Source organism: Candidatus Brachybacter algidus, assembly GCF_016707225.1.
In the GTDB taxonomy this organism is placed as follows: domain Bacteria; phylum Bacteroidota; class Bacteroidia; order Chitinophagales; family Saprospiraceae; genus Parvibacillus; species Parvibacillus algidus.
Genome location: NZ_JADJID010000001.1, coordinates 173,003 through 195,793, shown reverse-complemented (window position 1 = coordinate 195,793; position 22,791 = coordinate 173,003). Strand labels below are relative to the sequence as shown.

The 22,791-nt window shown below is 35.9% G+C and carries 19 protein-coding genes; 11 read left to right on the top strand and 8 right to left on the bottom strand.

The features are described 5' to 3' along the window. Window positions 1–102: 102 nt before the first annotated feature. The 4 genes from IPI15_RS00765 (at window position 103) to IPI15_RS00750 (ending at window position 4,310) form a co-directional block, all read left to right on the top strand. Complete coding sequence (locus IPI15_RS00765) at window positions 103–2,214, top strand: vWA domain-containing protein (RefSeq protein ID WP_287418809.1); 2,112 nt, start codon at window positions 103–105, stop codon at window positions 2,212–2,214. A gap of 3 nt (window positions 2,215–2,217) precedes the next feature. Beyond that, window positions 2,218–3,093 (top strand): DUF72 domain-containing protein, encoded by an 876-nt coding sequence (locus IPI15_RS00760; protein ID WP_287402494.1) that lies wholly within the window; start codon window positions 2,218–2,220, stop codon window positions 3,091–3,093. Between the two features lie 39 nt (window positions 3,094–3,132). Continuing rightward, a complete protein-coding gene (locus tag IPI15_RS00755) occupies window positions 3,133–3,276 on the top strand; it encodes a hypothetical protein (protein ID WP_287402493.1) in 144 nt (47 codons plus the stop codon). Between the two features lie 371 nt (window positions 3,277–3,647). After that, window positions 3,648–4,310: an ATP-binding cassette domain-containing protein gene (locus IPI15_RS00750; RefSeq protein WP_287402491.1), complete on the top strand. Its 663-nt coding sequence runs from the start codon at window positions 3,648–3,650 to the stop codon at window positions 4,308–4,310. Between the two features lie 222 nt (window positions 4,311–4,532). On the opposite strand, the gene IPI15_RS00745 is transcribed toward IPI15_RS00750, so the two are convergent. Beyond that, entirely contained in the window at window positions 4,533–4,994 is a 462-nt protein-coding gene (locus IPI15_RS00745) for a hypothetical protein (RefSeq protein WP_287402489.1), read from the bottom strand. A gap of 852 nt (window positions 4,995–5,846) precedes the next feature. On the opposite strand from IPI15_RS00745, the gene IPI15_RS00740 reads away from it, so the two are divergent. Then, window positions 5,847–8,813, top strand: coding sequence for a M16 family metallopeptidase (locus IPI15_RS00740; RefSeq protein ID WP_287402487.1), 2,967 nt, complete (start codon window positions 5,847–5,849; stop codon window positions 8,811–8,813). A gap of 72 nt (window positions 8,814–8,885) precedes the next feature. Here IPI15_RS00740 and IPI15_RS00735 read toward each other — a convergent pair whose 3' ends face one another. Beyond that, window positions 8,886–9,506, bottom strand: a complete 621-nt coding sequence (locus IPI15_RS00735; RefSeq protein WP_287402485.1) for an outer membrane beta-barrel protein — start codon at window positions 9,504–9,506, stop codon at window positions 8,886–8,888. Between the two features lie 147 nt (window positions 9,507–9,653). Between IPI15_RS00735 and IPI15_RS00730 the strand changes: the two genes are divergently transcribed. Together IPI15_RS00730 and IPI15_RS00725 are read left to right on the top strand one after the other, a co-directional pair. After that, window positions 9,654–10,130, top strand: coding sequence for a hypothetical protein (locus IPI15_RS00730; protein WP_287402483.1), 477 nt, complete (start codon window positions 9,654–9,656; stop codon window positions 10,128–10,130). A 98-nt stretch (window positions 10,131–10,228) separates the two neighbouring features. After that, window positions 10,229–10,879 (top strand): ABC transporter ATP-binding protein, encoded by a 651-nt coding sequence (locus tag IPI15_RS00725; RefSeq protein WP_287418806.1) that lies wholly within the window; start codon window positions 10,229–10,231, stop codon window positions 10,877–10,879. 156 nt (window positions 10,880–11,035) lie between these two features. On the opposite strand, the gene IPI15_RS00720 is transcribed toward IPI15_RS00725, so the two are convergent. Together IPI15_RS00720 and IPI15_RS00715 are read right to left on the bottom strand one after the other, a co-directional pair. Beyond that, on the bottom strand, window positions 11,036–12,052 hold the full coding sequence (locus IPI15_RS00720) for a threonine aldolase family protein (protein ID WP_287418804.1): 1,017 nt from the start codon (window positions 12,050–12,052) through the stop codon (window positions 11,036–11,038). Window positions 12,053–12,320: 268 nt separating this feature from the next. Beyond that, window positions 12,321–12,989 carry a hypothetical protein gene (locus IPI15_RS00715; protein WP_287418802.1) on the bottom strand — a complete coding sequence of 223 codons (669 nt, stop codon included), beginning with the start codon at window positions 12,987–12,989 and terminating at the stop codon, window positions 12,321–12,323. Between the two features lie 227 nt (window positions 12,990–13,216). Here IPI15_RS00715 and rimO point away from each other — a divergent pair, with 227 nt between their 5' ends. The 4 genes from rimO to nth are packed head-to-tail and all read left to right on the top strand — an operon-like array spanning window position 13,217 to window position 16,677. Further along, window positions 13,217–14,542: a 30S ribosomal protein S12 methylthiotransferase RimO gene (gene rimO / locus IPI15_RS00710; RefSeq protein ID WP_287418800.1), complete on the top strand. Its 1,326-nt coding sequence runs from the start codon at window positions 13,217–13,219 to the stop codon at window positions 14,540–14,542. A gap of 3 nt (window positions 14,543–14,545) precedes the next feature. Continuing rightward, window positions 14,546–14,965: a hypothetical protein gene (locus IPI15_RS00705; RefSeq protein WP_287402473.1), complete on the top strand. Its 420-nt coding sequence runs from the start codon at window positions 14,546–14,548 to the stop codon at window positions 14,963–14,965. 58 nt (window positions 14,966–15,023) lie between these two features. Beyond that, window positions 15,024–16,031, top strand: a complete 1,008-nt coding sequence (locus IPI15_RS00700) for an acyl-CoA reductase (protein ID WP_287402471.1) — start codon at window positions 15,024–15,026, stop codon at window positions 16,029–16,031. Window positions 16,032–16,041: 10 nt separating this feature from the next. Then, window positions 16,042–16,677 (top strand): endonuclease III, encoded by a 636-nt coding sequence (gene nth, locus IPI15_RS00695; RefSeq protein WP_287402470.1) that lies wholly within the window; start codon window positions 16,042–16,044, stop codon window positions 16,675–16,677. A 529-nt stretch (window positions 16,678–17,206) separates the two neighbouring features. Here nth and IPI15_RS00690 read toward each other — a convergent pair. From IPI15_RS00690 to IPI15_RS00675, 4 genes are read right to left on the bottom strand one after another with little or no spacing between them, the layout of a single operon-like run. Then, window positions 17,207–20,200 carry a hypothetical protein gene (locus IPI15_RS00690; RefSeq protein ID WP_287402469.1) on the bottom strand — a complete coding sequence of 998 codons (2,994 nt, stop codon included), beginning with the start codon at window positions 20,198–20,200 and terminating at the stop codon, window positions 17,207–17,209. A 3-nt stretch (window positions 20,201–20,203) separates the two neighbouring features. Beyond that, window positions 20,204–21,538: a M23 family metallopeptidase gene (locus IPI15_RS00685; RefSeq protein WP_287402468.1), complete on the bottom strand. Its 1,335-nt coding sequence runs from the start codon at window positions 21,536–21,538 to the stop codon at window positions 20,204–20,206. A gap of 8 nt (window positions 21,539–21,546) precedes the next feature. Continuing rightward, on the bottom strand, window positions 21,547–21,771 hold the full coding sequence (locus IPI15_RS00680) for a hypothetical protein (RefSeq protein WP_287402467.1): 225 nt from the start codon (window positions 21,769–21,771) through the stop codon (window positions 21,547–21,549). A gap of 2 nt (window positions 21,772–21,773) precedes the next feature. Next, window positions 21,774–22,769 carry a PorP/SprF family type IX secretion system membrane protein gene (locus IPI15_RS00675; protein WP_287402466.1) on the bottom strand — a complete coding sequence of 332 codons (996 nt, stop codon included), beginning with the start codon at window positions 22,767–22,769 and terminating at the stop codon, window positions 21,774–21,776. Window positions 22,770–22,791: the final 22 nt, after the last annotated feature.

Sequence of the window (22,791 nt, the reverse complement as noted above, 5' to 3'; positions counted from 1 at the left end):
GCATTTATTATCGTTAACTAAAAACTAAACGCCATTTACATCTTAGGTTTATTTTCCAAAATATAAATCCTACATTTGGCGTTTCAATCGACAATAATTTTCATGGTAGATGCACATCTTTCTTTGCCTTTTCCCTGGTGGTACACAGCACTATGTCTGTTGGTAGGCCTTGCATTTGCGACTTTACTTTACAACAAAACGGCATTTGATCACCCATGGGCTAAATATGCCAAATACCTACTATTCACATTAAGAGCTCTGGCAGTTGCCATTATTTGCTTTTTACTTTGTTCTCCAATTCTGAAACACATTTCCTATACCGAACAAAAACCTTCCATCGTCATTGGTGTGGATCAATCTCAATCCGTTGGCTTTGCATTGAAAAACAGACAGGCTCAAATCACAAAAAAAATTGCAGAAATTAAAGATGCCCTATCAGGCGATTACAATGTTTCTGTGCTTTCAATAGGCAATGATCTCAAAAATGAAGTTACCGATAAATTTGATAAAAAGGCGACCAACATCAATCAGTTTTTCGAAAACATCAATGAATCGTCCTCCTACTCCACTCTTGGTGCTGTTGTACTTTTGAGTGATGGCATTTTCAATACCGGCCCTAGCCCATTGTTTGAAGCTTCGCGTATCAAAGCGCCCATTTATTCAGTGGCTATAGGTGATACAACTCCGGCTAAGGACCTGACTATTAGAAATACGATCCATAATGAGATCGGATTTATGGGCGATATCAGCAAGGTCCAAATCGATATTCAGGCTTTCAATCTTCAAGGAAAATCTGCCACAGTATCTGTAAATCAGGTCAACGGCACTTCCAATCAACAGTTGCAATCCAAGACAATTAATATTGCTAATTCCAATTTCTTCCAAACTTTGGAATTCGCCATACCACTTAATAAAGCAGGACTCCAAAAGTATGTTATCAATGTCTCTCAACTACCTGGTGAAGCTACTTTTGATAACAATTCGAAAGAGTTTTTCATCGATATTCTGGACAGTAAGTTGAATATTGACATTGTGGCTTCTGCACCACATCCGGATATATCTGCATTGAAATACGTCATCGATGAGAACAAAAATTATGATCTCAAGATCTCCTATCTCAACCAAACAGTGAAGATACATGAGAAGTGCGATCTGCTCATCTTATATCAGGTACCGACGATCAACCAATTTTCCTCCGCTTTTGAAAATCTTTGGAAAACCATCGAAAACAGAAAGATTTCCACCCTTTTTATTCTTGGAGGGCAGAGCAACCTTAGCAGATTTAACCAACTTCAGAATGTCATGCAGGTGAGTCCCGGTCAGGCGAATATGAATGATGTTTATGGTATTGTACAGAGCAATTTTCCAATTTTTTCAGTGAAAGATGAATGGAAAACTGCACTTCCTACTTTTCCCCCATTGCAGATCCCATTTGGCAATTTCATCTCCGGTCCCGGTGCGAATGTCCTTATGTATCAGAAGATCGGGCGAGTAGAAACTAAATACCCACTTTGGAGTATCGGTATGATGGACGGACAAAAAGTTGGCGTCATCGCAGGTGAAGGACTTTGGAGATGGAAGATGAGCGAATCTGCCAGAACAGGAAGGACTCCGGTCTTCAATGATATTGTTTCAAATACAATGCGTTATCTGGCTACGAGAGAAGACAAACGGAAGTTTAAAGTACGTTCGGATGAGACCAATTACGAAGAGAGTGACAACATCGTATTTTCAGGTGAATTGTACAATGAAAACTATGAACTGGTTAACGAACCTGAAGTCAATATGACTTTGACGGGAATTGATAAAAAAGAATTCAAATACGCTCTGGACAGAACGGAACACGGATATAAACTTGATATTGGCCAACTGAACAGCGGTTCTTACAATTATACTGCACGAGTCAAATATCAAGGAAAAGAACTTACTTACACCGGTAATTTCAATGTCAGAGTCATTGGCAAAGAAATGTTTGACCTGGTGGCTGATTTTGGATTGATGAGACAGCTTTCTGCCCAATCGGGTGGGTTGACTTTGTATGAAAATCAATTGGATCAGCTCGTGGAAAAAATCAAATATAATGAGGCAATAAAGCCGGTCATCTCTACCAATAAAAAGACTGATCCATTGATAAATCTGAAATGGATCTTTGGATTATTAGCGCTTCTGCTCGCTGCAGAATGGTTTATTAGAAGATATATGGGTAAATATTGATCCATGGATTTCGGTAAACTTGAAGATATAACGGATGTTGACTTTGCCCTTCCTTCTGAGGATAAATTTTATTTTAAAAATAAGGGCAATAATCATTTAGATATCCTACTCGGTGCTACAGGATGGAGTATGACAAAATGGAAAGGAAATATCTATCCACCCAAAAGCAAAACGGAAGATTTTGCAAGGCTTTATAGCGAGCAATTTGCTACCATAGAATTTAATACTACTTATTATCAGGTGCCACCGGAAGCATTGATGGAACGATGGTACAATAATACAACCCCCGATTTTGTATTCTGTCCCAAGATGTTTGTGGGCATCAGTCAGAGTTCTAATATAGGCATGGGAAGCTCTATCTTACCTGATTTTCTGCATAGAATGACGATTTTTAAAGAAAAACTTGGGCTGATATTTATGCAGATGCCACAGAGTTTTTCCACAAAAAAGATGGACAATTTGGTCAAATTCATTCAGGCATGGCGACCCGGAATTCCACTTTCAATAGAATTGCGACACGAAAGCTTTTTTGAGCCTTCAGTTACAGAGGATGTCGCTGAATTAATGGCTAAATCAGGTATCAATTGGATGATCACAGATGTGGCGGGACGTAGGGAAGTGAGTCATGGTCACATCACCGCACCATTCATGGGAGTTCGTTTCGTGGGCAATGATGATGAAAGTGATTTGGAAAGAATAGATGATTGGATTGAAAGGTTGTTGAATTGGCAAAAAAATGGTGTTGAAGTATTGTACTTTTTCATCCACACTCCGCAGAATCTCACACCACATAGATTGTGTGATTATTTTGCAGAAAAATGGATGGAGAAGACGGGTAGGAAGCTTAAGGTACCTGTGGTAGAAAAAGGGTTGTTTTGAAAAATTTTATTGTTATCTTTGGTGAGTTAAGCTATACTGATGTCATATAAAAGGACCGCCATATTAACCAAAGTAGTAGAGGCAATGGAATTAGTCCATGATAAACTAATTGAACACAAAAAAAAGATCAAAGGTGAAATTGTAGTGATGAAAGATGGCAAGATCGTAAGGATTAAATTCTGATTTTTTTCCAAAATTTAAATAATCAATTATTTTGTTAACCAGCAATAATTAATTTCAGAATAAAATCCAACAAATTTGAGATCACTCCGTCTACATCTATTGTTCTATTTTGGGTTTGCCCCATTTTGCATTTTTATTTCCATACTAAGCTGGTATTTAATTTATTTGAATGGTATTGCTGCATTCAAATTCTTATTTTATTTCAAACTTATAACTCAAGGCCTGGTATATTATTTTGTAAATACTCAGCGGTCAAACGAACTTTATTACTATAAAAATTTGGGCTTTGGCAAATTTAGGCTATGGACTTTTGCTTTCGTTGCAGACATGGCCTTATTCATCCTTTTTATCATGCTGATCATAAAAATACAATGAATCACTTGCTTGAAATTGACAGCCTAACTCTAAATTTCGGCACGCGTAATATCTTAAACGACATTTATCTGCATGCAGAGACGGGTAAGATCACTGCACTTTTGGGAAGAAACGGAAGTGGCAAATCCAGTCTTTTCAGATGCGCCTTCAGTGATTTGGAACCACAAAACATTTCTGTCAGGATCGATGGTAAAAAACTAAAAGGTCTGAATAATAAATTTCCTGACATTGCATATCTGCCACAATTTAATTTTATTCCAGGCAGATTGACAGTAGAATCAGTATTTCAACACTTTGAACTTGATCTCAAGCATTTCTTTAGCCTTTTTCCCGATTTTGAACCGTTGATCCATCATAGATTCCGATTGCTATCCGGGGGTCAGGCAAGAATAATTGAGACCTACATTGTCATCATGGCAAAATCAAGCTTCTCTATCCTTGATGAACCATTTTCACACCTTATGCCAATAAATGTGGAAATTTTCATTCAACTTATCCTTTCTGAAAAAAAGAAAAAGGGTTTCATCATCAGCGACCACATGTTCAGATATATTCTCGATTTATATGATGATTTGTATCTTCTAAAAGATGGTCGTTGCATTAAATTGAAGGATGAGAAAGAATTAGTTGAATTGGGATATCTGAATTGGATTGATTGAGTACTAAATTTTCTACTAGCGTAATTTTTAAAAATGTTTATTAATTCACTGCTGTGAATATCATGGAATTTAATTTTTGATATTTTATTCTATTAAGAATTGTGTTCCTTTTAATGATCTCCTGTACTTAAGAAAGTCCCAATGCTTCGAAGGGTAAAGGCCAAGCTCAAGTAAATTACAAAGTTTACCAACTCAGAATAAAAATGTCTTACTAGCTATTCCCTACTCTATCCTTCTAAAATAATTATCAGATCCATCTATATAACTATCATTAAACTCAAGGAGATTCCCACAGAAAAATATTCTACCGCGTACAAGTCCGGTAATTGCAGTATCAAGTCCTATCCCATAAGTATCAACATCTGATATTCCTACGATCCATTTTGCCCCACCATTTAATGTTCCATCCTCTGTCAAGGTCATAGTTGAATCACTGAATAATTCTAAAATAATGTTTCTGGATTCTGTACTCTTGCCGTTTTCTGGTGCCCAATAACTTTCAGAATAAATCCACTTCCATTTTCCAATCAATGCATTCGCCACTGAAGTTTCATTCCACTGCTGCTTATTGTGACAATTAAACATTGTAGCTTGATTTATTGGCACTAAGTCTCCATCATTTTTATTACAATTAGCGAAACACAGGATGCCTGTGAAAACAAAAGAAAAAATAATTAATCTCATAATTTGAATTTTAAATCTCACTAAAAATAGATAAACGGTTTTTAATAACTTTATGTATTATATACAATACCAATAATCCGTGTCATCTGCGTGATTCAGACAAAAATATTTGGAATCACTGATTCAACGGATTATAGGATTCCACTGAAATGCTGCTCCAATAATCCCTGCCATCCGTGCAATCAAACTAATCCCTGCCTTTGTTGGCAGGCAAGCGTGATTCAGACAAATAAAAATTCAGAATCACGGATTTTAAGGATTAAAGGATTCCACCGAGTTAGCATCATAATGTGTCATCCGAGAAATCAAATAAATCCCTGCCTTTGTTGGCAGGCAAGCGTGATTCAGACAAATAACATTCAGAATCACGGATTTTAAGGATTAAAGGATTCCACCGAGTTAGCATCATAGTCCGTGTAATCCGTGCAATCAAACTAATCCCTGCCTTTGTTGGCAGGCAAGCGTGATTCAAACAATAACATTCAGAATCACTGATTCAACGGATTAAAGTATTCCACCGAGTTAGCATCATAATCCGTGTTATCCGTGCAATCAAACTAATCCCTGCCTTTGTTGGCAGGCAAGCGTGATTCAGACAAATAACGTTCAGAATCATGGATTCAACGGATTAAAGGATTCCACCGAAGTAGCATCATAGTCCGTGTAATCCGAGTAATCAAACTAATCCGTGATTCAGACAAAAACCATTCAGAATACCATTCATCTCCCATTCACATCCCATTAAGACCCAACTAAACCACCATTTCTGTATATTTGTCTCTTCAAAATAATATATTTCATATATATAATTTTACTCAAACGTAATTCGTTATCTTACAAATAAATATAAAAATGCGCTTAAAATTCTTACTGTTTTCCCTCCTGCTTTCTACAGCCTTACTGGCTCAGGAAAAACCTTTCATGGTATTCGAGAAGACCTCGCTTGACAAAAAATATAAATACACAGAAATATTTGGTGATCCGGCTAAGTCTAGATTTTATACTTTGAATAATGGGTTAACTGTTATCCTTTCAGAAAACCATCTGGAACCACAGGTCATGGCTTTAATCACCACAAAAGCTGGTTCTAAAAATGACCCCGCAGACCATACCGGCCTCGCTCACTACCTTGAACACATGCTTTTCAAAGGAACAGATAAGTTCGGTACTAAAGACTATGGTAAGGAAAAAGTAGAGTTAGACAAAATTGATGCCCTTTATGAAAAATATGGTCGTACGACAGACGAAGTTCAGCGTAAGAAAATATATCACGAGATCGACAGCATCTCCAATGTCGCTTCCAAATACGCCATAGCCAACGAATATGACAAGATGATGGCAGATGTTGGAAGCAAGATGACCAATGCCTTCACCAGCTTTGAGAACACAACTTATATGGAGAGTTTTCCGGCAAATAACCTGGATAAATTCCTCCAAATCCAACAGGAAAGATTCAGAAATCCTGTCTTAAGATTATTTCACACTGAGTTGGAAGCCGTATACGAAGAGAAAAACATCTCATTGGACAATGGAGATAATAAGATCTTTGAGTCTATGTTCGCCTCTCTTTTTAAAAAACACCCATACGGTACTCAGACGACCATCGGTACCATTGAGCACTTAAAGAATCCTTCTCTATTAGAAATCAGAAAATATTACGATAAATATTATGTAGCAGGCAATATGGCCATCATTCTATCGGGTGATTTGGATCCGGATGAGACGATCGTCCTTATTGATAAATATTTCGGGAATATGCCTGCTAAGACAGCTCCTGCATTTACATATCAAGATGAAGATGAAGTGGATACAGTGACTAAAATCACTGTTTATAGCCCTGATGAAGAAAAAGTAGCTATTGGATATAAATTTCCAAATGCACTTGATAAAGAATCCGTTATAGCTGAATTAGTCTCAGCTATTCTATATAATGGAAAGAGTGGACTCATTGATAAAGACCTTATTATCGATCAAAAAATATTGGAAGGTTACGCATTTACCTATCTATTGAAAGACCACGGAATCTGTTGGTTGCAAGGAAAACCACAGGATGGACAGACTCTTGATCAGGTTAAAAACCTCTTTTTAGATGAAATAAAAAAATTAAAATCAGGAGATTTCGATCCATCCATTATTCAAGGTACCGTAAATAATCTGAAGATCCAACGTATCCAGCAGATGGAGAAGTGCACCAATACTGCATTCTTACTCCATGATGCCTTTGTTTTGGGCAAACCTTGGGCTACATATTTGAATGACTTACAGACCATGTCAACTATTACCAAAGAAGATATTATGCGCTTCTCTGCTAAATACTTCCAGAATAATTATACGGTCATCTACAAAAGGACAGGTGACAATGATAAGTCTGAAAAGGTCCAAAAACCTGAAATTCATCCGGTAGAAGTGAACAGAGATGATCAGTCCGATTATCTGAAAACAATGTTTGCCACGAATACAAAGGAGATTCAACCAAGGTTTTTAGACTTCGATAAAGATATCCAGAAAAGCAGTTTGAAGAAAGGCATTCAGCTATTGTACGTGCCAAATACGATAAATCAATTATTTTCAGTTTACTACAAATATGACTTTGGTACCAATTCAAATCCTAAACTGGAGTTAGCTATGGACTACCTCAATTACATCGGAACTACAACTAAGACTAATGAGCAATTCAATAAAGAAATGTATAATCTTGGTTTGAACTGGAGTGTAAATGTCACTGAAGAAGACATGAGTATTTCATTGAGCGGTCTCGAGGAGAATTTTGATAAAGGAATTATGCTGGTTGAAGACCTGTTAAATAATCCGAAAGCCGATAAAGGAGCGCTTGACAAATTGGTAAATAATATGCTAAAATCCAGACAAGACAACCTCATCAATAAAGAAGTGATCCTTTATGGTGGAATGCAAAATTACCTTAAATATGGTGCTGTAAATCCATTTAATAGTGGCCTTACGAATGCTCAGTTGAAAAAAACAACTCCGGAAGAATTGATTGCCATCATTAAAGGAAACAACAAAATAGAGCACAAGGTAATGTATTGTGGTGCAAGACCCATGGACAAGCTTGCTACCACCTTAAAAACGAATCATAAAACGGCTCCTACCCTATCTCCAGCGCCAAAAGCTAAGAATTTTACTCCGGTAAAATCATTTGAAAATACTGTTTATTTCGTAGACTATGATATGGTCCAGGCAGATATTAATTTCAAAAGAAATGCTGAAATGTATGATCCAAAGTTGGAAACAGCAGCTAGTGCTTTCAATGAATATTATGGCGGTGGAATGCAATCAGTAGTCTTCCAGGACATCCGTGAGTCAAGAGCTTTGGCATATTCTACTTACAGTAATTTCGGTGTTCCTTCCAAAAAGGACAAACCTTTTACAGCGACTTTCTATGTTGGTACTCAGGCAGACAAAATGAATGATGCAATGGGAGCTGTGCTTAATCTTTTGGATAAAATGCCCGAAACAGAAAAACTGTGGGATATTAGTAAAAAATCTATTCAAACGAGTATTCAGACTCAAAGAATCAATAAGGAAGGTATTCTCTTCGCTTATGAAACGGCTCAGGACAAAGGACTAAACTACGATATCAGAAAAGATATTTACAAAAATATTGCCGGTATGACACTTGCAGATGTGAAAGCATTCCATGCAGCTAATTTCAAAGGCCAAAACTGGAACATTGGAGTGATGGGTAGTAAAGACAAGATTAAACCTACTGATCTTATGAAATACGGTAATGTGAGGGTCTTGACTTTGAAGGATATCTTCGGATATGATGAGAAGGATTTTACGCCAGCGAAGCCTTAAAAAATATAGGTGATGTGTGATAAGTGATGTGTGATTTCTCACCACTTATCACTTATCACTTATCACTTATTTTCAAAGAGTATAATAAAAGCCGATCGTAAATCTATTACCCAGAGTATTTATATTCAAGCCGAAATCTGAAGAAACAGATTTTTCTGAAGCACCATCTGCTTTCACAGAATGTGAGTTAAATCCTAAAGCGGCAAAAGAACCTACTACCATCCATTTTGGAGAGATAGCATATCCAAAGCCCGCATTTAAATTTACCCCGAAATCAAAAGTTTTCGTTACAGAATCAGTACCAGTGCCACCTGTAAAATCTGTTTTGACCTTACCCGGGAGTGCATCAATATTTAACCCGATGAAAGGTCTAAAAGGAGCACCTGGTTTGAAAAAATATCTACCATACAAAGTTGCACCTGTCCTTGAAGATGTTACAGTATAATTAAGACCTGATTTATAATCATCCTTTGTACCACTCAATTTCAGCCCGATACCGACCTGTAAGTTATCAGACAACCACGTACCCACTTCAGGAGAAAAAGTCCAATCCGAACTTTTGGTATCAGAGTCTTTTACACTATGGGCATTGAACCCTGCAGCTCCACCAATATAGATTGATCCATTTTGGCTGATAGCAAGGGTGGAGACGAACATAAGTGAAAGAACTAATAAATGCTTAATGTGTTTCATATTAATTAATTTTTATATTCAAATATACTAAATATGTATACATAAAACATGTATTTACATTATAATTATTCAATGCAAAATAAAATTTTTAATGTGAGTCACAATTGTCATAGTTTTACATCGTTCTAATAAATTAAAATTGAATTTATGCACCGGATAATTTTGTTAATTATATGCTTCATTGCTTCAACTCAAATGTATAGCCAAAAGATCAAGGCAAAAGATGTTCCACCAAAGGTATTAAACGGACTTACAAAGCACTTTCCCAATTCGAAAAAAGAAAGCTGGGAATTTATAGATAGCCAGTATGTCGTCCAATTTGAAGTATTTGGGAAAAAAGGTAACGCGACTTTTACTGAAAAAGGTCGCATCCTTAATTCAGAGATCCAAGTCACCAAAGATGATCTACCCTTCAGTATTGGATACTATATCAAGAAAAATCATGACAATGAAAAAATCCAAATAGCATCCAAGTTGAAAGATACTGCTGGTGCGATTAGTTACCATATAGTAATACCTGACTTTATGCTGACATTCAATGCAGCAGGCGAATTTGTAAATGAAGTTTCCACCACTACTGAAGAAGTAACTGAAGAACAAACTGAAACACCTACTCAAAACTAAATATTAACTGCAGCACTATAAAACTATAATACTATCCACTATAATACTATAATACTTTCAACTATTACACTTTTGCAATTTTTCCTTACTTTGGCATCATGATTCAGGCAAGCAATATATTCAAATCTTTTGGTGACGTTCAGGTATTGAATGATGTCTCTTTCAATGTGAAACAAGGAGAGGTGGTGGCCATCGTTGGAAAAAGTGGTGCCGGGAAAAGCACTTTGCTGCACATAGTTGGTACTTTGGAGAAACCTGATATGGGAAATGTATTATTCGAAGGTCAAGACCTGAGCAAATTATCAAGTAATAAATTATCAGATTTTAGAAATAAATCTTTGGGGTTTATATTCCAGTTTCACCATTTACTACCCGAATTTAATGCACTTGAAAATGTGTGTATTCCTGCCTTCATACAAAATAAGCCTAAGATCTCTACTGAAAATCGTGCAAAAGAATTACTCGACTATCTTGGACTTTCTCATCGACTCACACACAAACCGAAAGAATTATCCGGTGGTGAACAGCAACGTATCGCATTCGCACGTGCACTTATCAACGAACCTAAACTAATCCTCGCTGATGAACCTACAGGTAATCTGGATGAAAAGTCAGCACATGAATTGCATGAACTTATTCTTAAATTTCGTGCAGATCTCAACCTCACTTTTATTCTTGTCACACACAACCCCCTCTTAGCAAACCGATGTGATCGGGTTATTGAAATGGCGGGAGGTGAAATTATTTGAAATTTAGAATGCCGAATCATTAATCATAGCATATTGTAATAATCTACATATTTCGTTGCGCTGAAGATTTACCCTTCCTTCCGGTTCAGAGCACCGCAATATTTATAAAAAGTTAAAGTAGGCATGTTCATCCGATAATCATTGATTTTTCATCTTTCATTTTTCATCTTTCATTAAGTTCATCACCTCCCCTATCATACCATCTGTAATATCCCTGTGCAACACAAATCTTACACTGTGCGCTCCAAACGGTGCCGCATTTATTCCTTTTGATTTCAATTGAGTAATGAAATCTGAAGATGTCCTTCCATTTGCCAATTCGAAAATCAAAATATTGGTCCGGACCGGTAGAACTTCCTTTACAAATGACTGCTTAGCAAGGAATTGTCCCAGAATCTTTGCCCTGTCATTATCTACTTTCAATTGTTGAATATTATTATCCAATGCATATATTGCTGCTGCTGCAAGAATCCCAGTCTGACGCATACCGCCACCCATGACTTTACGAACTCGTCTGGCTTCTTTGATAAAATCTTTTCTTCCAATTAATATAGAACCACCCGGTGTACCCAAGCCTTTAGAAAGGCAAAGCGATATTGAATCAAAATAGCTTCCAACATCTTGTGTACTTTCTCCAGTTTCCACCAGGACATTCATTAAGCGGGCACCATCTAGATGCAGTGCCAATCCCCTTTCATCACATAAGTCTTGAATTGGCTTTATCTCATCCAGCGTATAATAATTGCCTCCTCCTTTATTAGTTGAGTTTTCTAAAACTACTAGAGTAGTTCTTGGCAACCAATCCTCTTCCGGCTTTATTGCTTCTTCAATTTGTGATGCAGTGATTTTACCATATTTACCGATGAGTGGATTGACTGCTATGCCGCTATGAAATGCATATCCACCCACTTCGTATTGATAGACATGCGACCATTGATCACAGATCATTTCGTCCAATGGCCTAGTATGCACTTTAATCGCGATCTGATTGGTCATTGTCCCTGATGGACAAAACAATGCGTCTTCCATACCGAACATCTTAGCCACTTTTTCCTGAAGCGCATTGACAGTCGGATCTTCCCCAAATACGTCATCTCCAAGTTCTGCGCTCATCATATATTCGAGCATTTCACGGCTTGGCTTCGTTACTGTATCACTTATTAGATTGATCATGAATAATTGTTAATTGTTAGTTGTTGATTATTAATTGTTACTATTATGAGACACTGAAAAATATTATTGAGCAGATTTCCCCCTTTTGAGGGGCCAAGGGGGAGTCTTTGACTTCCTCATTTTTGATTAAATGCAAACAATATCATTTATTATTCACAGTCCATCCAAAAAAAATCAAACTCTCTAAACAAATAATCGCTAAACCCAATCAACAAGAACTACCGCCCACTCACATTTTTCATTCTTCATTCTTCATTCTTCCTTAAAATCACCTTCCCCATCCCACTCTAACTCCCACCTCCAAAATAGAAGGTTGCAATTTCGTCTTGTAAAGAGCATTTTCCGTTAATGAAAAATTCCTTTTGTACTGAACTATTGGTGCAATTCTTATGATTTTTCCAGCCATAATGTTAACTCCAGCACCTATTCCACCAACGATGAAATGTTCAATGATGTCTTCAGCGATGGCTCCGGGATCAGTTGTCCAGTTGCGTATCTCATATCCTATGACAGGCTGAATAAAGAAATTATCTTTAAGGAAATTTTTTCTTTTAAAACTAGGACATTCATCGCATTGATTGAAATGGAAGACATACATGGTCACTGGGATATTTATACCAAAACTTCTGATTTCCTTTACCTTTCCAAGTTCGATACCACCAACGTCATTTACAGGAATTCCTTTTGCTCTGATCATTTTGGCAAAAATTTCCGGACCAAAATTAACACCATAGTCAACGATCTTAACCCGGTAATCCATAGCGATTACACCACCGTGTTGTAATGACCGCTCATTAGTTTGATTAGGGACAGCACTTGGTATGTCTTCATAATCAAAAGCGTGCTTGATCGATATGCCAAACTGCGCATTTGCACTATAACTGAAGCAAGAGATTAAAAAAACGAGGGTGAAAATATTCAAAGGACGAAAACTCATAAAACAAATTTTTTGATTAATATGTGAACGCAGAACCACACTTCATGTTGCCAATTCTGATAAACATTTCAAATAATATCCCAATTTACCTCAGGATGAACCAACATCTGCAAGAAGCGTTATCTTTGCATTTCAAATTTACACTGATTCAATGAAATTAGGTAAATTATATTTCAGGCAGTCTCTTTTTTGAGCTACCGATTCATTTTTTTTTAAATTATTTCTTATTGAAAACAAAAACGTTAAAGGCGAATAAAGTCAGTGTCATCACGCTAGGTTGTTCTAAGAATCTCGTAGATTCTGAAGATCTGATCACGCAACTTAAAGGTAATGAATATGAAGTTGCACATGATACAGTGGCAAAAGATACAGGTATTGTCATCATAAATACATGTGGTTTCATCGACCTTGCCAAGGAGGAATCTATTAATACCATACTCAAATATGCACAAGTAAAATCAAAAGGCGGCATAGAAAAACTATACGTCACAGGCTGTTTATCCCAGCGTTATAAAGACAATCTGGAAGAAGAAATACCTGAAGTGGATGCTTTTTTCGGTACACTTGAATTGCCAAGATTATTAAAAACACTCGAAGCAGACTATAAATATGAACTTGTTGGCGAACGGGTTCTTACCACACCCTCACATTTTGCATATCTTAAGATATCTGAAGGATGCAATCGCACATGTTCCTTCTGTGCGATTCCACTCATGAGAGGTGGACACGTATCTAAGACCATTGAGGATCTTGTAAAAGAAGCAACTAATTTCGCCAAATATGGTGTCAAAGAATTGATACTAATTGCCCAGGAATTGACTTATTACGGTCTTGACATTTATAAAAAAAGAGCACTTCCGGAGCTTCTCAGAGCATTAAATTCCATAGATGGCATTGAGTGGATTCGTCTGCAATACGCCTATCCAAGCAAATTCCCGATGGAAATAATGGATGCCATGCTGGAACTACCAAAAGTTTGTAATTACCTGGATATTCCATTGCAACATGCAGCTGATCCTATTTTATTGGCCATGAAACGCCAGATCACTCTTGCTCAAACAAGGCAATTAATACATGACATTCGCGCCAAAGTACCTGGAATAGCAATTAGGACAACATTCCTAGTCGGATTTCCAGGTGAAACGGAGGAAGATTTTGAAGTACTTTGCGACTTCGTAAAAGAGATGAGATTTGAAAGATTAGGTGTTTTCCAATACTCTCATGAAGAGGATACAAGTGCTTTTCTATCAGAAGATAACATCCCGGATGAAATAAAGGCAGAAAGGGCTCAGCGCCTTATGGAGATCCAGCAGGAGATAAGTTTGGAACTAAACCATGCCAAAATTGGTAAAATTTATAAAGTTTTGATCGATAAAAAAGAAAGTGGTTTCTACTATGGAAGAACAGAATTTGATTCTGCAGAAGTCGATAATGAAGTCATTATCGATGCCTCATCGAACTATTGCTCTATAGGCGGTTTTGTTGATGTGCTGATCGAAGATGCTACTGAATATGATCTAATAGGCAATGTCATAGAATTAAATCCTAATTAAAGCATGGTTCGCAAAGTATATGATTATTTGTTCAATCAAAACCATCCTTTAGCTTGGTCAGCTGTCGTTATTATATCTTTTGGTCTGGTGATGACAATTAACTTTTACTGGATAAATGCGCAAGATGAGCAAACTACCTTTATTATTGCCTCCACCGGTATTTTGTTATATAGTATCTATTGCGCTGTCATGATGCTTTTGGCAAAATCACTTGTTCAGGCATGGAATCATACTTTGTTCGGAATAATAATTACTGCCATCGGATTGACTCTTATAGGAATGTTGATCACAAGTCGCAACTGGAGCGAGATCGATTACTATACAAAGATCCTTAAAGTGATTGTATTCGTCTCCCTAGTATTTATGAGCATTGCAGTAAGTATGCGGAAAATCGTAGAATATGCGCAAAGGCCAAATAAATGATAGATAATTGTTAGTTGAAATTATTCTCTTAAACATTCTCACTTTCTAACCTCCTCACTTGAAAAAAATACACGCTTTATCCTTCTTAAAAAAATCACTGCTTGAAGACACTGATCATTGGAATAGTGTCATTGAAAATGCCTGCGATCACAATGCATGGTTTATCAGAAAAAATATAGAACAGTCTATCGAAGCCATCACTAACGAAATGCTTGATGCTGAAAAATTAGAAAACTGGATAGGAAATTATAATTTAAATGCTACAGAAAATCCTAAGAAAATTGGTTTGATCATGGCAGGTAATTTGCCCTTAGTAGGATTCGCTGACTGGCTTTCTGTTTTTATGTCAGGAAATATAGCGCTGGTAAAATGTTCAGATAAAGATAATATCTTGTTTCCTGCTTTGATGAATAAATTGAATGAAATCGACTCGGAATCAGAAAATAAAACTCAAATTATTGAAAGGTTAAAGGACTATGATGCAGTGATAGCAACGGGTAGCAATAATTCTTCTATTTATTTTGAAAACTATTTTAAACATGTACCGCACATCATCAGAAAGAATCGAACCAGTGTAGCTGTCCTTGATGGGACAGAATCGGATGAAGTTATTTTAAAAATAGGAAATGATATTCATGCTTATTTCGGTCTAGGTTGCAGAAATGTTTCTAAAATATATCTTCCAGTTGGATATGATGTAAAGAAACTACTGGCTGTGTGGGAAACCCAACAAGACAATATTAATTTCAATAAGTACAAGAACAATTTTGACTACAACCTTTCCCTTTACTTGCTCAATAAAATTCCATTCTATACAGATAATAGCCTTATTTTAATTGAGGACAAATCGCTTTTCAGCAGGATCTCTTGTATTCATTTTGAATTCTATGATTATAAAGACTCATTAATAGATTCTCTTACTCAAACCCTTGATGACATTCAATGCATTGTAAGTGAAAGGCCTCTTGCTAATTTAAAAGTCACTTCACCTGGTGAAACTCAGCACCCTAGCCTGATGGACTATGCTGACAATGTGGATACTATGCAGTTTCTGTTAAATTTATAATTGGTAAGCTATGCCAAAAGTAATTTCAAAAAAACAACAAAAAGCAAATGATATAAGGCAAATATTGGAGGCATTTTACCCTGAAGTTCCAATTCCGCTTGACCATAAAGACAAATATACGCTTCTAATTGCCGTCCTTTTATCAGCACAATGCACCGATATTCGTGTCAATCAGGTCACTCCTATTTTATTCGCACAGGCTGACAACCCTGTTGACATGATCAAGTTGGGGCAAGAAGCCATTCAGGACATCATTAGGCCATGTGGCTTATCCCCCATGAAATCAAAAGGTATTTATGGTCTTTCTCAGATTATCCTAGAAAAATATAATGGTGAAGTGCCTTTTGGTTTTGAAGCACTTGAATCACTTCCTGCTGTAGGACATAAAACTGCGTCAGTAGTGATGAGTCAGGGTTTTGGAGTGCCGGCATTTCCTGTAGATACACACATTCACCGGCTTGCACAACGATGGGGGTTATCCTCTGGAAAATCGGTGGAACAAACAGAAAAAGATTTAAAAAAATTATTCCCCGAAGAAAGTTGGAATAAGCTACATCTCCAGATCATTTATTATGGCAGAGAATATTGCAAAGCAAGACCGCACGATAAGGAACTTTGTCCGATTTGTAAGAAGTATGGGAAGTGATTAATTGTTATTTGTTATCAAAAAAATTAGAAGTTAGAAATTAGAAATTAGAATGGCGTTCCGTTTACTATCGATGTATGTGGATATCAATTAAACTATACTGATTTGAAATAGAAATGTCTATTATTTAAATTTGCTTATTAGATGCTTGGGGTTTGCAGTTTGCTGTTTGATAGTGGGTTAAGAATAATTTGCAGTTTGTTATGAAATTAATTAAATGGTCAGACCCATTTCCGTTTAGTATATATAATTTACCGCACATCATTTGTCATTTATAATTATTTATTTATTGCTCAATATTAAATATTATCCGCTATCATATTTGAAAATTAAAAATTGGAATGGTGTTATATTTGCTATTACTTTATTATCACACATAACCCGTCACATAACACATATCACGTCAAATAACATATCTTATCCGATCACCTGATCACCCTATCACCCTATCACCCTATCACCCTATCACCCGATCACCTGATCACCCTATCACCCTATCACCCGATCACCCTATCACCTGATCACACTTTCACCTATAAAAAATCACCACATCCTCTTCGGGCTTAGATTTCAGATGTAAAGGATTTTGCTTCCAATACTTTTCTTTGCGATTTTTTACAATTAATTCAGGAATCGTTTCAGATATATTTGCAAAAAATTCTGATAGTTCAATGGCATTATCTTTATTGATATCCGCTTTATTGTTTTCCAAAGCTTGTAATACAGAATATGTAAAAGCGCCATTTTTCAGATTCTCTAATTCATAACTTTTTTGCCCAAGATCTCCGGAAAGTACATAGTCAAAATTATTAAAAGTCTTTATAGCTTTCACCGTTTTATCTACCAAATCATAGTCCTGTACTTCTTTTTCTTTAGCATCGGTCAGCTCTTCTTTATTGAATATATCCAGCATCAGAATCTTCTTACACGGAAGTGGGTCAAGATAATAAGGTATAAAATATTTTGTCAGGTGATTACTATACAATTCAGGAGAAAATTTCCTTTTTTTATCGCTAAAAAGATCAGAGCCTTTGACCAAGATATTTCCATCTGCTGCGGCAAAACCCTGCGCTACCCAATAAATGATGATAACATCATTGGGCCTAAATTGATTCTTCTTTTTTAAAATCGACTCGAATAATCCATTTATATTAACCGCGGTAGTAGTCGTGTAAGTATTATATAAAGTTATATTCACCTTATTTTTTTCGTTTAGACCTAAACTCTTAATCTTATTGTTGAAATCATTGACATCTTTTAAACCGAATTTCAATACCGGATTCCCCTCTTCATCTTTGATATCTGTACCTATTACATATATGTAATAATTGACATCACTCTTTTGGACATTTATCTTACTAAGGATCTTTATTGACTTATCTGAATTATCCTGAAAAGCTAATTCATTATTTCCGTAAATTAATGGTACATTAATTATAAAATTACCATCGTTCAAATTTGTAATTATAGAGTCTGTAGGTATTTTTTTTTCATTTATTAAAAAGCTATATTTTGATGTCAGCAACTGAAGATCTGTTACACCATGAATATCTACTTTGTAAGATCTTCTATCGGTCAAATAAATAATCGATTGCAAATTTGGAAAAACTATATCAATATCTTTCTGTTCCAGTGTCACGACTTTCGAATCATCTATAAGCTCACTCATATTCACAACACTAAATGATCGTCTGACATTATGATATTTAATTTCCTGATCCTGAACTCTTAAACCTGATGTTTCACCAATTTTAATATTAATTACAATTAATTCATTTCTAAAAAGAGAATCTACATAACAATTTAAAACAATTTTAAGCCCTTCTCCGCTCTTTAATACGACATTTGTTGGCACTTCAAAGTCTTTTGACAAATACACATTCTCATTAAAACTAAAATTCAGATTATTAAGTGTTGCTGTTGAGTTTCCTAAATTTTTAATTTCAATAGGGATACTAATTTTTTGACGATTTTTTAAGTCTACAGTATTTTCATTTGCCTCAAATGTAAGTATGGGACTTCTTGTTCCCACTATTTGAGTGGTAATATTCATGGAACTATAATTAATGTTACTAGCACTTACTACAGTACATTTTAACTGAAGATCATTCTCCTTATAATTATCAAAAATACTCACAGGAAGATTTATTTTCTTTGTCTCCCCTTCCTTGATTTTATCAACTAATAACAAATCCGGAATTCTAATATTCAGACTATTGATATTTAATTCTTCAATTTTCAACTTAAAATTTGTTATATCCTGGCCCGATTCATTCTTTAAAGTTATTTCGATATTACCTACATCATTTCGATATAAATCCGGTCTTGAGATTTCAAGAATTTTTACTTTTTTTAGAATAGTCATTGACTCAATGTCCCTTTCAGAAGGTTTCAGCGCATACAAATAATAATCCTGGTTAACAATATTACTTGTGAAACCTGCGAGGACAACATTTCCATCAGAAGTACAATATGCAGTATTACATTCATCTGTAAAATCACCCCCGAAAAAATAAGGTTTCCTCCAAACCAATGATCCCTGATTGCCGGGATTCACTCTCACCGCGAATGAGGAAGTTCTTTTAGCTCCCCTGACATCTGACCCAATGCCAGTAAGAACTAAATCGCCACATGGCGTTATGGCCAAGCCTGTTCCTCCTCCTTCAATGAACGTTGCAAATGTTTGGCCATACAATTGAATACCATTAGCTGAGAGATAAGCTATGGCAGGGGCATTCATTCTATTTCGAAAACCTGTTGCTGCTATAGCAAACGCACCTGTCGGCAATTCAATTATATCATTTCCGATATAACAATCATCTTGACCATAATTCCAAACAGCTAGTTCTTTCAGGTCAGAATTAAGTTTTACGATCAATACAACTGCCTTATTAAATGCCTTTCTATTTTCGGTTGAACCCGTCACAACTATATTTCCATCCTTTGTGTAACATAAAGCCTTGCCACTGGATTCTCCTTCACTACTGAATTCATAATTTTTGATTAGTTTACCTTCCCCATTAAACTTAGACACAAACATCTTCTTACTGGAAGTTCCACATACATAAAAATTTTCGTCCTTATCGTAAATAATATCATTATACTCAGAATTATTTCGAGTTTCATCCAGATAAAAAAGCTTCGTACTATAATCCTTATTTATCTCCAAAATTACTCCTTGCCTTGCATTTTTGGAATCTGAAAATCCACAAACCAAAGTTCTTCCAGTTGGTGTATAAACTACTGAATGTGCTTCTTCATCGTTTCTTCCACCTACAGAAGCAGCCTTGAGTATCTGGCCGTTTTTACTAATTTTGGTGAAATAAATATCTTTTCTTCCCTCAGAACGATGTGTAGAATATCCAACGCCAATCAGATCACCATTAACTATTTCTGCCAATTTGAGTATATTTTGACTCTTTCTTTCGTTGTTCAATATTTTCCAGGCATAGTCCCCCGGATCAAACTGTGCTTGGATCTTAGAAATAATTAGCACTAATAATATGGTTATAGTAAATCGCACAACTTAATTATTTAAACTTTGTAAATAATTTGAATAATACTCTCTGACATTCCTGAATAATTCAATTTCGAATGGTTGGATATGAGCTGAAAGAGGAAACTTTTCTTTCAGAAAATCAACTTGTTCATTATTTTTCCACAACCTAAGGCAAACATGGGGCCCAGTGGCCAGTCCTGTCTGCCCTACGTATCCTATCACATCCCCTTGCCTTACAGCCATTCCTGCATGGATACCTTTTTTAAATTTTGATAAGTGAAGATATTGAGTAGTATAAATCTTATCGTGTTGAATTTTAATGAAGTTTCCGTTATTAGAAGTGAACGATGCGACAGTGATTTTTCCATCACCAATTGCAAAAAGAGGACTTCCTTCTGGAGCTGCAAAATCTGTCCCTTTATGTGCTTTGAAATATTTGAGTTTAGGATGAAATCTTCGTGGGCTGAACCGTGAAGAAATTCTTCCATAGTTGACAGGTGATTTTCTGAATGATTCCTTCAAGGGCAAACCCTCGGCGGTACAATAGACTTCTTTACCAGTTTCATCAAATTTGCCTGGGATAAGATATGCTTTAAAAATTGTATCCCGATGGATCCATTCCAGAGCTAATAATTTACCTATACCCATGAACGCTTTTTTAAAATAAAGCTCTTCATAGGCAACTTTAATAATGTTCCCAGAATCTATTCTATTCATGTCGATTTTCCATGCAAGCACATTTTCTACCTTCGAGAGTAAATCCTCATGCGATTGGTCAATGAAAGATTTTATAGCATCTTTACCAATGAGAATCCTTTTCTTTTTTAATATGACAGATAATTGCCTCGGATACTTTGAAATTCTTGGAATTGTTTCCTTAATTGAGATAATCTCATAGTCTTTTGGATCACTTTCAATAATTATATAAACCGGAATATCAGGATAATTCTTTTCGGATAGCAGTAGGACTTTTGTTCCATCCGGATAAATTTTGTCTTCATCAATAATGCGCTTGATAGCTGCTTTTTTAGTTGCATGAATCTGCACTGAATCGAGTATATCTCCGATTTTCATTTTCTCTTCCAATAGAATTAACTTAACCATGAAATTCTTCAAATCCACTTGATAAACATTAGGGACTATTGTTTCCTCACTAATCTTATCTTCAGTTTTATTGACTTTAAGACTATTTGAAGTCAACCCTTCTTTCGTTTGGAATAAATTAATAATAATAAATGTAAATACCAAAAAAGCTATTGCTCCAAAAAAGATATATAACAATTTCCGGGACAAGAAGAGAGGTTGACCCTTTTTTTTACCCGGTTTTGGTTTAATAATTAATTTTCTTCTATCAATGCTCATTTCATTGATCAGGAAATGTTTTTCTCATCCATTGAATCTGCTGATTTACCAAATGCAAATCTATTACCAACATCATTTATTCCACTATTTTCATAAGGAGAAGAATTGGTATTATGCATTTTAGCTGTCAACTTGAATTGTGGTGGCTGACTCTGAGCTCCCTCTATCATTTCTTCTTCTTCAGGTTCACCTGCCTGACTATGCGTATTAATTGGTTCTAATTCATTTCCCATGTTTATTTATTTTCAGTGTCAAAGAAAAATACAAAATTTATTTCGTGACTTATTCCTAGATTTTGAGCAAGTTCTCCTGTATTTAGATCCGCTGCATATCCGATCTTCATATTAAAATTATTAAAATTAAAATATTTACCCAATATGGTTCCAGCTTCGATATGAATCATTCCAATTGTTGAAATTCCTGCTCCTACCCATAACTTATCAAACATATACATTCTGGCATTAAAATCGATGACCGATTTGGATCCCTTGGCGTATTTATACCACAAACTTCCTGAAAGATACATTTTTTCAGACAATGTTTTATAGTAGCCTGCATGCGCATATATGTGAGGAATCCTCTTGATGGTAAACGACTGCTCTCCATTTTTAACCACATAAGATTGATTCATTATCTGGGGAACAGAAATGCCGGCATATAACTGATCTCCCTTAAGAGCACCTTGTCTGATTGTTTTGTAATAATACGCTCCGACACCCACATCTACATAACTCGTTCTGTCGACACCATCAATAGAGATATCAAAAGGGTCAGACAGTTTAACTCCCCCAAAATTAAATGAGTTCCAGACCATTCCTAAGTTCATTCCTATTCCAATACCGCTATTTGCAGGATTTTGAGAATAGATAGTTCCCAGTCTTAAGTAAGCACTTTGTTTGTTTGTAAGGCCGGCCTTATCTGACAAATAATATGCACCGGTCAACAAGCTAAAGGTTGTTTTCTCCGGTACAATGATATATTCAGCTCTTACAGCACTTGTCACCGGATGACCTGCGATATCGTTCCATTGACTGCGATATGTGGCACCTGCACTCACATTATAATGTTCCAGAAAGTAATCATGATTGACAGAGGCAGGGTTGATCAAGCCTTGAACTTCACGGTATTGAGTGAAAAGTGGAAGCTGCTGCGCAAATATAGATTGTGATCCAATCATGATAAGCATTATTATCATGAATCCTTGCCATAACTTTGTTAATTTATATTTCATAAAAATTAATTTATTGGTAATT

Bases quoted from the DNA above. Each gene is read 5' to 3' on its own strand.
- IPI15_RS00765 (WP_287418809.1), top strand. From the start codon at position 103: ATGGTAGATGCACATCTTTCTTTGCCTTTTCCCTGGTGGTACACAGCA.
- IPI15_RS00760 (WP_287402494.1), top strand. From the start codon at position 2,218: ATGGATTTCGGTAAACTTGAAGATATAACGGATGTTGACTTTGCCCTT.
- IPI15_RS00755 (WP_287402493.1), top strand. From the start codon at position 3,133: ATGTCATATAAAAGGACCGCCATATTAACCAAAGTAGTAGAGGCAATG.
- IPI15_RS00750 (WP_287402491.1), top strand. From the start codon at position 3,648: ATGAATCACTTGCTTGAAATTGACAGCCTAACTCTAAATTTCGGCACG.
- IPI15_RS00745 (WP_287402489.1), bottom strand. From the start codon at position 4,994: ATGAGATTAATTATTTTTTCTTTTGTTTTCACAGGCATCCTGTGTTTC.
- IPI15_RS00740 (WP_287402487.1), top strand. From the start codon at position 5,847: ATGCGCTTAAAATTCTTACTGTTTTCCCTCCTGCTTTCTACAGCCTTA.
- IPI15_RS00735 (WP_287402485.1), bottom strand. From the start codon at position 9,506: ATGAAACACATTAAGCATTTATTAGTTCTTTCACTTATGTTCGTCTCC.
- IPI15_RS00730 (WP_287402483.1), top strand. From the start codon at position 9,654: ATGCACCGGATAATTTTGTTAATTATATGCTTCATTGCTTCAACTCAA.
- IPI15_RS00725 (WP_287418806.1), top strand. From the start codon at position 10,229: ATGATTCAGGCAAGCAATATATTCAAATCTTTTGGTGACGTTCAGGTA.
- IPI15_RS00720 (WP_287418804.1), bottom strand. From the start codon at position 12,052: ATGATCAATCTAATAAGTGATACAGTAACGAAGCCAAGCCGTGAAATG.
- IPI15_RS00715 (WP_287418802.1), bottom strand. From the start codon at position 12,989: ATGAGTTTTCGTCCTTTGAATATTTTCACCCTCGTTTTTTTAATCTCT.
- IPI15_RS00705 (WP_287402473.1), top strand. From the start codon at position 14,546: ATGGTTCGCAAAGTATATGATTATTTGTTCAATCAAAACCATCCTTTA.
- nth (WP_287402470.1), top strand. From the start codon at position 16,042: ATGCCAAAAGTAATTTCAAAAAAACAACAAAAAGCAAATGATATAAGG.
- IPI15_RS00685 (WP_287402468.1), bottom strand. From the start codon at position 21,538: ATGAGCATTGATAGAAGAAAATTAATTATTAAACCAAAACCGGGTAAA.
- IPI15_RS00680 (WP_287402467.1), bottom strand. From the start codon at position 21,771: ATGGGAAATGAATTAGAACCAATTAATACGCATAGTCAGGCAGGTGAA.
- IPI15_RS00675 (WP_287402466.1), bottom strand. From the start codon at position 22,769: ATGAAATATAAATTAACAAAGTTATGGCAAGGATTCATGATAATAATG.